The sequence below is a fragment of the Hydrogenivirga sp. genome (genome assembly GCF_056450045.1).
The window spans coordinates 1-8,995 of sequence record NZ_JBWONM010000151.1; the positions used below are offsets into that span (position 1 = coordinate 1).

The window sequence follows — 8,995 nt, forward strand, 5'->3', positions numbered from 1 at the left end:
AGAAAGGTAAACTCCATTGAGCACTCCCTTCCGGTATCTTCTTACAGACTGCCCACAACGGAAGAGGCAAGGAGCTTTGCCCTCCTGAAGTTGATTGAGGCAGGCGTGCCAAGGGAGGTAGCCCTGAAGGGGATTGAACTTCTCTCTAAGGGGGCGAATCCGAAGGGAGGGAATATGAGGGGGGCTGTGCTCATGGATATAAAGAGCGGGGAGAGGCTCGAGCCCGATAGAGAGAGGGGAGTCAGAACTGTCAGGGTTGATTGGGAGAGAAGGGAAGAGGTGAGGAAGAGGATCCTTGAGCTTGGGCTCACCGATAGGAGCCTTGATGCCCTTGCCCTGGCGACGAAGAACGCCCACTGCGGTGTAATCGCTGAGCTCTGCTGGAGCGATGACCCTGACTACCTGACGGGTTACGTTGCCTCACCATCTCTGGGCTATGTGAGGATACATCCCATGAAAGAGAGGGGGGACACCCTTGGAGGTCGGATATACTTTATCTCCGGGGGAGATCTCCAGAGGGTTTTAGAATGTTTAGAAAAGGAAGCTTTCCTTATAAAGTCCTTGCATCCCTCCTTGTTGTAGTCCTGAGCCCGATAGTGTTTCTCGGTATTCCCACGAGGCTCGCCTTCAACGAGTGGTTTATAGATTGGGAGTACTCCAAGGCTGATTTTCCGAAGGATAGGTACGGTCTTGAGGACAGCTACAGAAGGTACCTCGCCAAGTTAGGTCTCAGGGCTGTCCTTTCTGAGGAAGGTATGGAGGAGTTCAAGGGGGCTAAGCTCCCCGACGGCAGGAAAGCCTTCACACCAAGGGAAGTAAAGCACATGGAGGACGTCAAGAGGCTTCTCTCCCTGTTCTTCCCCCTTCTGTACGTGGCCATTCCTATGAGTGCCCTCGCCCTCCTGTGCTTGGGTGATAGAAGGCTCATAGGTAAGACCCTGATAGCCTCATCTCTTTTCTCCTTCTTCCTCGTCACCGCGGTAGCGGTCCTCTCTGTAACTAACTACGACCTCGCCTTTGAGCTATTCCACAACTACGTTTTTGACCCCTACTCCTGGCGATTCAAATACACCGACACACTCCTGAGGATATACCCGATGAAGTTCTGGTACGATGGAACCCTCTTTGTCCTCGTCTCGGCTGGCTTCCTTTCCCTTCTCTCCCTTCTGACTGGAGTATTCCTTATCAGATATAGGAGATCGTCTTGAGGTAGGACTTTATCTGCTGAGGGTCTGCGCTGAGCTCCGCAACAGTCCTCTTTTCCTCCCCGCTCTCTCCCTCCTTGACCTCCTCTATCAGCTTGTAGTCGTGGAGGACCCCTGCCTTTGCGAGGTTGTTCAAGGCTGTGACCACCTTCTCTATGTCCAATCCGGTCTCAAGGGCAGCGGTTGAGAGGTCAAAGCTTATCTTCTGTCCATCCACGAAGCCCTCACCCCTTTCCCTGAGCTTATCCACTATGTAGTTGCCCATCACTATCATGAGCTTTGAGTTTATGGCGTTTATCAGCCTCCTGTTGAGATTGTATAGCCTCTTTGTAAGTATCCCTAAGAGGTAGGAGGATACCTCGGGTATGCTGCTTATGACCTCAAAGAACTCCTCCTTTCCAAAGCTTATAACCTTGAGGTCTGATACTGCCCTGACGGTGGCTGTCCTCTCGGTTCCCATGAAGACCCCCATCTCCCCGAGGATTGATCCCGGTCCTGCGGTTCCTATAAGGACATCGTTCCCCATGGGGTCCTTCTTCGTCACGTTGACAAAGCCTTTCTCAATGACGTATATCCTGTCGGACTCCTGCCCCTCCTCTATGAGGACGTCACCAAGATTGTAGCTCTCCTCCTTTCCCCTGCTTTTGAGTAAACTGACCAGCTCTTCCGAGAGTTTTGTCGGTTCCATGATTCCCTCCTCACTATATTATAATTTCATCGCCATCATTCAGGATTTTTACAGAGGGAAGCACCTCACTTATCTCCTCCTTAAGCTCCTCCAGCGAGTTTGGCTTCAGATGCATAACGTACACTTCAACGTCGTCTCTCTTCAGGTGTTTAAGCTCCTGAGCTAGCGTCTTGGGTGTGTGGTGCTTGCTGACCTCTGCGAGGTTGTACATGTAACTCGGATAGGACACCTCCGTTATCAGCACCTTTATCTCCTTGTACTTGTTCAGTATCTCCCATATCCTTGGGTTGGTGAAGGTGTCTCCCGTGAAGAGAAAGCCCCTTCCCTCTCTCTTCACCACATAGCTCAACGTCGTTATCGTGTGGTTGCTCAAAAAGGGGAGTATCTCAAAACCGTTCAGCTCAAAGCTCTTCTCTGGCTCAAGCTCAACGTAATTCACTGCATAATCTCCCGAGTTTATAAGCCTTATGGAGCTGAACTCTGGCCATATGTTCCAGTTCATCACGTGCTCCCTGACAGCTTCCACCGTCTCCCTGTGCCCGTATATGTTCAGTGGCTGTTCTCTGAAGCGAAAGGTGTAATCTATCATGAAGGGTATATCCACTATGTGGTCAAGGTGGGCGTGGGTGAGGAGTATGTTGTTTATCTTGAGGCAGTCCTCACCGAGAGCCCTCATTATGTTACCAGCGTCTATGAGGGTGTCCTCTCCTATCTGAAGGCACGTGGTTCCAAGATTTCCGAACCTTCCTCCGTAGGCACCGAGAACCTTAACTTCCATCACTTCTCCCTCGCTACATAGACCCCAGTCCATTTCTCGGGTGGTTTTTCAATGAGTTCCCTGCACCTTTTCAGGAATACGGAGCTCGTCTCGTCTCCGAACCTTATGCTGAGCTCCTCAAAAAGGAGCATCGCACTCTCAAAGTTGCCTCTGAAGTACTCTTCTATCGCCCTCTCAAACCTGAGAGCCTTCTCCCTGTTTTCCTCTGTGTCCTGCATCAGCTCGTATATCCTCACGGGCTCTTTCCTTCCCTTCACTACAACCACATCAAGGGTTCTCATAAGAAAGTCCCTTTTGAGCCTTCTTTTTGTGTTTTCGCTCACAATCGCCCTCGTCTTATAGAGCTTGTTCAGCCCCTCAAGGCGCGAAGCTAAGTTTACGGTGTCCCCTATGGCTGTGTAGTCAAACCTCTGCCTTGAGCCCATGTTGCCCACGACAGCCTCCCCCGTATTTATTCCTATACCTATATCCAAAATAACACCATACTTCTCCTTGAAGTGGGGATTAATACCATCAAGGACCTCCAGCATTCTCAGGGCTGAGATGCAGGCTCTGTCCGCATGATCGGGAACGTCAACGGGTGCGTTGAAGATCGCCATTATCGCATCGCCTATGTACTTGTCCAAGGTTCCGCTGTTTTCAAGGATAACGTCGGTCATGGGTGTCAGGAACTCGTTGAGGAGGTTCACAAGCTCTTCGGGCTTGAGCCTCTCCGAAAGCCCTGTAAAGCCCCTTATGTCCGAGAATAGGATCGTTATCTCCCTCTTCTCTCCCCCAAGCCTGAGCCTGTCGGGATTCTTAGTAATTATCTCAAGGAGCTGGGGTGAAACGTAGCTGCTGAAGGCTTTCCTGAGCTCCCTTATGTTCTTCTCCGTTACTATTATCCTTATCCCCTCCTGGGATATGAGGGACAGGAAGAAGGCGAGGGACGGGTAGAAGAGGATCAGATCAAAGCTCAGGAGGGAGAAAAGGGAAAAAGAAAGCGTGGGATAGAAGAGGAGGGCAAGGGCGTAAAGGATGAGCCTGCGGGAGAACTTTCTGAAAAAGACCGCTCCGAAGGGAATCCCTGCCATGGATAGAACAGCTAAGCTATCGGCAAGGGATGAGCTGTGAAGGAAGTGGAATTTGTCAAAGTTGGAGAAGGTAAAGGCGTGGAGGAAGACTCCCGGAGTTATAGGGTCAACGGGGGTTGGTCTTAGGTCGTATATGCCTATCTCCGTTGCTCCAACGAAGACTGCCTTTCCTTTAAAGCTATTCTCCCCGAAGGTCCCTTTTATCACATCAACAGCGGAGACCACCTTGAGGTCTGAAGGATTGTAGAAGTTTATCCTGTGGAACCTCCCCTCATAAATGGGAACCTTCTTCCCCCTGAAGAGGAACTTCTCTATGCCCCTTTCCGATATCTCCATGTAGAAGTCCTTTCCGTCATAGAAGCGAAGAGCCTGAAGAGCTAAGGGAAGGTAAACCCCACCCCTGAAGAGGTAGGCTAAGGGATACTTCCTGTATATGGCGTCCCTGTCGGGCTCCGCATTCAGATAGCCCGAGGCGAGGGCTGAACCCATAAAGATAGGGAGGCTTAGCTCCGCGTGGGGAACCTCAAGTAAGCCAAGCCTTTTGGTGAGGAGCTTGTACCTGAGGAACTCGCTCTCCTGAAGCAGGCTCAGGCTCTCTGGGTTCTCCCTCTGGGTTGAGCTTAGACGGAAGAAGAAGCCTAGAATGACGTTTCCATTCTCTTCTATAGCCTCGGCGAGCTCCCTGTCGCTCTCTTCATCCTCTGGCTCGGAGAAAACTATATCAAGGGCGACCACCTTGGCGGAGGAGAGATTCCTTATCAGCCGGGCTATCACCTTCCTGCTCCAGGGCCACCTTCCGAGCTCGTTTATGCTCTTCTCGTCTATAGCCACTACGATAACTTTGTCCGTAGGTTTGGGGTTAAGACCTAGAGCTTCTCTCATGGAGAACTTTGTATCCTCAACCCTCAGAGCTATACTCTCAAGGGGAGAACTTCTGTAGAGGCTCAGCAGAAGCGACAACCCTCCCACAAGAAGAAGAGCTATTACCCTGTACAGCACCTGAGATTAGAATAAACTATTTCCTATGAGCATCAAGGAAAGGACAGGTTCTCTTCTCAAGGAGCTCATAGCTATAAAGAGCGTCTCGGGCTTAGAAGCTAAAGTGCAGAGCTTCCTTGAGAAAAGGCTCAAGAGCCTTGGTCTTGAAGTCCTTCGCCAGCCTGTCGGTGAGGGAAGGGACAACCTCATATACCTGTCCGAAGGACCTTATCTCATATCCTGCCACGTTGATACGGTACCGCCCATAAACATGAGGGACGCCTTCAAACCTGTTGAGATAGAGGGAAGGATATACGGAAGGGGCGCGAGCGATGTTAAAGGTGCCCTTGCCTCCATTATCACAGCGGTTGAGCTCTTCATGGAGAAGAATCCCGGCAGGAAGCTCCCAATCTCCTTAGCCCTTGTAGTTGATGAGGAAAACAACTCAGCCCTCGGCTCTGAGAGGGTTGTTGAGGTCTTGGGAGAGGGCAAGAGGTGTCTCGTCCTTGAGCCCACCTACGGTCGTTTCTGCACCTCCCAGAACGGCTCCCTTGAGTTCAGGCTTGTAGTTGAGGGACAGAGCGCCCACGCTGCAGAGTTTGAAAAGGTTGAAAACCCCGTAAGGGTTCTCTTCAAGGCTGTTGAGGTCATTGAGGAGAAGCTCTCAAGACCGGTGAACATACTCATGGTGAAGGGAGGTTCGGGACATTACGCTGTCCCCCACAGGTGTGAGGCTCTCCTTGAGCTAAAGCTCTACAGAGGGGAGAGATGGAAGGATATGGACGCAAAGGTGAGGGAGGCTCTCAAGGGTGTTGAGAGCTCCTGCAGGATAAGCTACCTCTTTGAGGATGGGGAGGACTTCATAGACTTCAGGTGCGAGGGTATGCTTGATGTCCTCCTTGATAGCTTCAGGGATGCCACCGGAAGGGAGCCAGCTCTCGGGACCATGCCCTCATGGACCGACGCAGCAAACTATCACAGGGCTGGTTACGAGTGTGTGGTCTTCGGGCATGGGAGCCTAAAGGACAGCCATACCGATAGGGAGAGCATAAGCCTGACAGAGCTTGAGGAGATGACCAAGTTCTTCCTCAACCTTTTTGAGAGGCTTGGATGAGGATAGTTGTAAAGGTAGGCTCAAACCTCCTGCGTACCGAAAGGGGGGACATAGACCTTAGGTTCCTCTCAAAGCTTGCGGAAGAGGTGAAGGAGCTCAGGGGCAGGGGTGATGAAGTTCTTATTGTCTCCTCCGGAGCGGTTCTGTGCGGGGCAAAGAAGCTTGGGGTGAAGGAGAGACCTGGAGACCTTACCACTCGGCAGGCGCTCGCGGGCATAGGGCAGGCATACCTTATGCATCTCTACGACACGGTGTTCTCCAACTACGGTCTCACTGTAGGACAGGTTCTCCTGACCAACGATATCTTCAGGAAAGGAAACGAGGACAGGCTGAGGAATGCCCAGAACACCCTTGAGCGAATGTTTGAGATGGGTGTAGTCCCCATAGTGAATGAGAACGATACGGTCGCTGTTAGCGAACTTGTCTTCGGTGATAACGACTTCTTGTCGGTTTACGTGAGCTACATGCTGGGGGCTGACCTCCTCGTGATACTCTCAACGGCAGGGGGACTCATTGACGACAGGGGAAGGATTATAGGTGAGGTGAAGAGCCTGGAGGAGGCTTTTAAGTTTGTCCGGGGGACTGGGAGCGACTTTGGTAGCGGAGGCATGAGGAGCAAGCTTGAGGCAACAAGGCTTGCGGTTTCCATAGGTGTGCCCGTAGTCATAACGGGCAAGGAAGACAACCTCGTCAGGGTTAGGGAGCTCAAGACCACGGGGACCATATTCAGACCCACAAAGAGGAGGTTCCGCAGGAAGCTAAAGAGCATAGCGATGGTAGAGGAACCTAAGGGTGCTGTTGTGGTTGATGAAGGTGCTGTTCGTGCCCTGAGGGAGGGCAAGAGCCTCCTCCCCGCTGGCGTTCTCAGGGTTGAGGGTAACTTCCGTGCTGGGGATGTGGTCAGTGTGATGGACCCCGAGGGCATAGTGGTTGGAAAGGGAAAGGTGAACTTCTCAAGCGAGGAGATAGACAAGATAAAGGGGCTGAAAGGTTACAAGGTCAAGGAGATACTCGGCACCACCAAGGAAGAGGTTATCCACAGGGACAACCTCGTTGTCTTTCAGTAAACAGCGCTGTAGAAGGCGAGGCCTAAGTACTCCCTTATGGCTATAGCGGAATCGTAGAAGACGCTGTACTTTGGGAAGAGGCTGTATAGGTTGTACCTCCCCTCAAATTTGAAGTCTGTGGGGTAGGGCTGAACTTCAAGACCCGTCTTCCTGAACACCATCAGAGCCCTCCTCATGTGGAAGGCTGATGTAACGAGGGTTATGCTTTTGCAACCTATTCTGTCGCATATATCCTTTACGTACCTTGCGTTCTCAAAGGTGTCCCTGCTTCTGAGGTCCGCTATTATGTCCTTCTCTTCAACTCCGAACTCAAGGAGGAGCTCCTTCATAACCCTTGCCTCGGGTATAACGCCTATGGCAGCCCCTCCGGAGAGTATTAGGGGCTTTCCCGTCCTCCTGTGAAGCAGGAAGGCTGTTATCAGTCTCTTGTAGGAGCTCGCCTTAAGGTAGCCCGAGTTGTAGGCTCCGCCTCCGAGAACAACTATGAAATCACCCTCAACCCTCTTTGGTGTTTTAAAGCTCTTTTCAAGGGGATAGAAGAGGACGTCCTTCACTGGCTCAACCGATATCAGATAGAGCAGAAGCGCCCCGGCGAGGGCAGGTATGCGCACCAGCCTGCTCTTCCTTCCAGCGGTGGCTATGAAGAGGAATAGGGCTATAAAGACTCCCGGAGGGAGTATGAGGTAGGATATCAGCTTCTTGAGGAAGAACATACCTCAGCGTTTCTTTCTCACAGCTATCACGACGTTTTCAACACCTGCCTTCTTAGCCGCGTCCATAACGTAAACCACAAACTTATGCTTTGTATCCTCGTCCGCTTCAACTATCAGGTAGCTCGGCTTCTTCCTGCTCAGAAAGTCCTCAATCCCTCTTAGGTCCGTAGGTCTTCCCTCAAGGAGGAGGGAGCCTTTCTTCGTTATCTGTACCCTCGCCGCCTGTAGCCTCTGGGTCTGCCCCTTCTCAGCCTGGGGGAGCTTCACCGCTATGAAGGTCAGGGGTGACTGAAAGGCGAGAACGGCGAGGAAGAGAAAAACAGCCAGCAGGGTATCAACGAGGGGAACTACGTCTATGTAAGCCCTCTCGTCCGCGCTTAGCCTCGCCCTCTTTCTAAGGTTCATCTCTCACTCCAGAAGGTCTAAGATAGCCCTCGCTTCCTTTTCAACCTTTTCAACTATGTCGTTCCCGAGGCTACGGAATATCCAGTAGGCGAACAGGGCTGGTATAGCGACTATGAGACCGGTGGCAGCTGCGGTCAGCGCTTCCCCTATACCCGCTGCAAGGAGACGGAGAGCCTCCTGTGTTTGAACGGAGGCATAGGCGGAGAACACCTTTATCAGTCCCGTTATCGTCCCGAACAAACCGAGCAGGGGCGCTATTGAGGCGATGGCAGAGAGAAGCATCAGGTTCTTCTCAACCGCCGGAACTACTGCTGAAAGCTCGCTCTCCATAACCCTACTGAGCTCGCTCTTCTTCCTGTTTCCCTTGAGATACTCCTCCAAGGTCAGCCTGAGCGCCCTTGAGAATACGTCCTTGTTGAGGGAGAGAACCTTGTAGGCGCCATCAACGTCGCTCTTCTGGAGAAGGAGCTTTATCTCGCTCAGGTTTTGGGGAAGAAATAAACCGAGCCTGAGGTTCACGAGCCTTTCCACTATGTAAACCCAGGATATCAGGGAGAGGATTATCAGGGGGTACATCACTATCCCCCCCTTCTTTATCAGGGTCATAAGCTCTGCCAGGACTCCCTCCATCACTTCTTCACCTCACACCTTGGAAGCTTCTTCATCAATATATTAACCTTTTTTATCTCCCTCTTAGTAAGATACCTCGGGTCAAGCTTGGAGAGCAGGCAGGAGGCGTCCTTTCGGGCTTTCATTGATATGAGCAGGTCAGCTGCCTGAAGTATGCTCTTGTTGTAGTAGGGCTGTACCTTTTCAGCAGAGAGGACAACCTCAACAAAGTACTCAAGAGCCTTCCTCTTGTTTTTCCTCTTCTCCTTTAAACCGAGGAGATAGAGAGCCTTAGCCTTGACCTTTTTATCGGAGCTCTCTTTGGCTATCAGAAGGTACTTCTTTCCCTTTGTCTTTCTGTAGAG

Annotated in this window: 10 protein-coding genes and 1 pseudogene; 4 read left to right on the top strand and 7 right to left on the bottom strand. The window is 51.6% G+C overall.

Translation table 11 applies throughout. The features are described 5' to 3' along the window. Together bioW and AC1HCM_RS06215 are read left to right on the top strand one after the other, a co-directional pair. Positions 1 to 582: 6-carboxyhexanoate--CoA ligase (bioW, locus tag AC1HCM_RS06210; RefSeq protein ID WP_479460902.1), on the top strand; the 582-nt coding region annotated here is incomplete at its 5' end. Continuing rightward, positions 528 to 1,208 (top strand): TIGR01906 family membrane protein, encoded by a 681-nt coding sequence (locus AC1HCM_RS06215; protein ID WP_479460903.1) that lies wholly within the window; start codon positions 528 to 530, stop codon positions 1,206 to 1,208. The genes bioW and AC1HCM_RS06215, both read left to right, overlap by 55 nt. Here the strand turns inward: AC1HCM_RS06215 and AC1HCM_RS06220 are convergent. From AC1HCM_RS06220 to AC1HCM_RS06230, 3 genes are read right to left on the bottom strand one after another with little or no spacing between them, the layout of a single operon-like run. Further along, positions 1,186 to 1,893 (bottom strand): Crp/Fnr family transcriptional regulator, encoded by a 708-nt coding sequence (locus tag AC1HCM_RS06220; RefSeq protein WP_479460904.1) that lies wholly within the window; start codon positions 1,891 to 1,893, stop codon positions 1,186 to 1,188. The two genes, AC1HCM_RS06215 and AC1HCM_RS06220, sit on opposite strands and share 23 nt — an antisense overlap. A gap of 13 nt (positions 1,894 to 1,906) precedes the next feature. Next, positions 1,907 to 2,671 (bottom strand): MBL fold metallo-hydrolase, encoded by a 765-nt coding sequence (locus AC1HCM_RS06225; RefSeq protein WP_479460905.1) that lies wholly within the window; start codon positions 2,669 to 2,671, stop codon positions 1,907 to 1,909. Next, positions 2,671 to 4,743, bottom strand: coding sequence for a CHASE2 domain-containing protein (locus AC1HCM_RS06230; RefSeq protein WP_479460906.1), 2,073 nt, complete (start codon positions 4,741 to 4,743; stop codon positions 2,671 to 2,673). The genes AC1HCM_RS06225 and AC1HCM_RS06230 overlap by 1 nt, the downstream gene beginning before the upstream one ends. Positions 4,744 to 4,768: 25 nt before the next feature. On the opposite strand from AC1HCM_RS06230, the gene AC1HCM_RS06235 reads away from it, so the two are divergent. Then, on the top strand, positions 4,769 to 5,836 hold the full coding sequence (locus tag AC1HCM_RS06235) for a M20 family metallopeptidase (RefSeq protein WP_479460907.1): 1,068 nt from the start codon (positions 4,769 to 4,771) through the stop codon (positions 5,834 to 5,836). After that, on the top strand, positions 5,833 to 6,903 hold the full coding sequence (gene proB / locus AC1HCM_RS06240; protein WP_479460908.1) for a glutamate 5-kinase: 1,071 nt from the start codon (positions 5,833 to 5,835) through the stop codon (positions 6,901 to 6,903). Before AC1HCM_RS06235 ends, proB begins: the two co-directional genes overlap by 4 nt. Here the strand turns inward: proB and AC1HCM_RS06245 are convergent. From AC1HCM_RS06245 to AC1HCM_RS06260, 4 genes and pseudogenes are all read right to left on the bottom strand, one after another. Continuing rightward, a complete protein-coding gene (locus AC1HCM_RS06245; protein WP_479460909.1) occupies positions 6,897 to 7,616 on the bottom strand; it encodes a YdcF family protein in 720 nt (239 codons plus the stop codon). The genes proB and AC1HCM_RS06245 overlap by 7 nt on opposite strands. Positions 7,617 to 7,619: 3 nt before the next feature. Next, positions 7,620 to 8,021 (bottom strand): ExbD/TolR family protein, encoded by a 402-nt coding sequence (locus AC1HCM_RS06250; RefSeq protein WP_479460910.1) that lies wholly within the window; start codon positions 8,019 to 8,021, stop codon positions 7,620 to 7,622. Between the two features lie 3 nt (positions 8,022 to 8,024). Continuing rightward, complete coding sequence (locus tag AC1HCM_RS06255; RefSeq protein ID WP_479460911.1) at positions 8,025 to 8,651, bottom strand: MotA/TolQ/ExbB proton channel family protein; 627 nt, start codon at positions 8,649 to 8,651, stop codon at positions 8,025 to 8,027. Continuing rightward, positions 8,651 to 8,995, bottom strand: a pseudogene (locus AC1HCM_RS06260) (tetratricopeptide repeat protein); the annotation flags it as partial. The gene AC1HCM_RS06255 and the pseudogene AC1HCM_RS06260, both read right to left, overlap by 1 nt.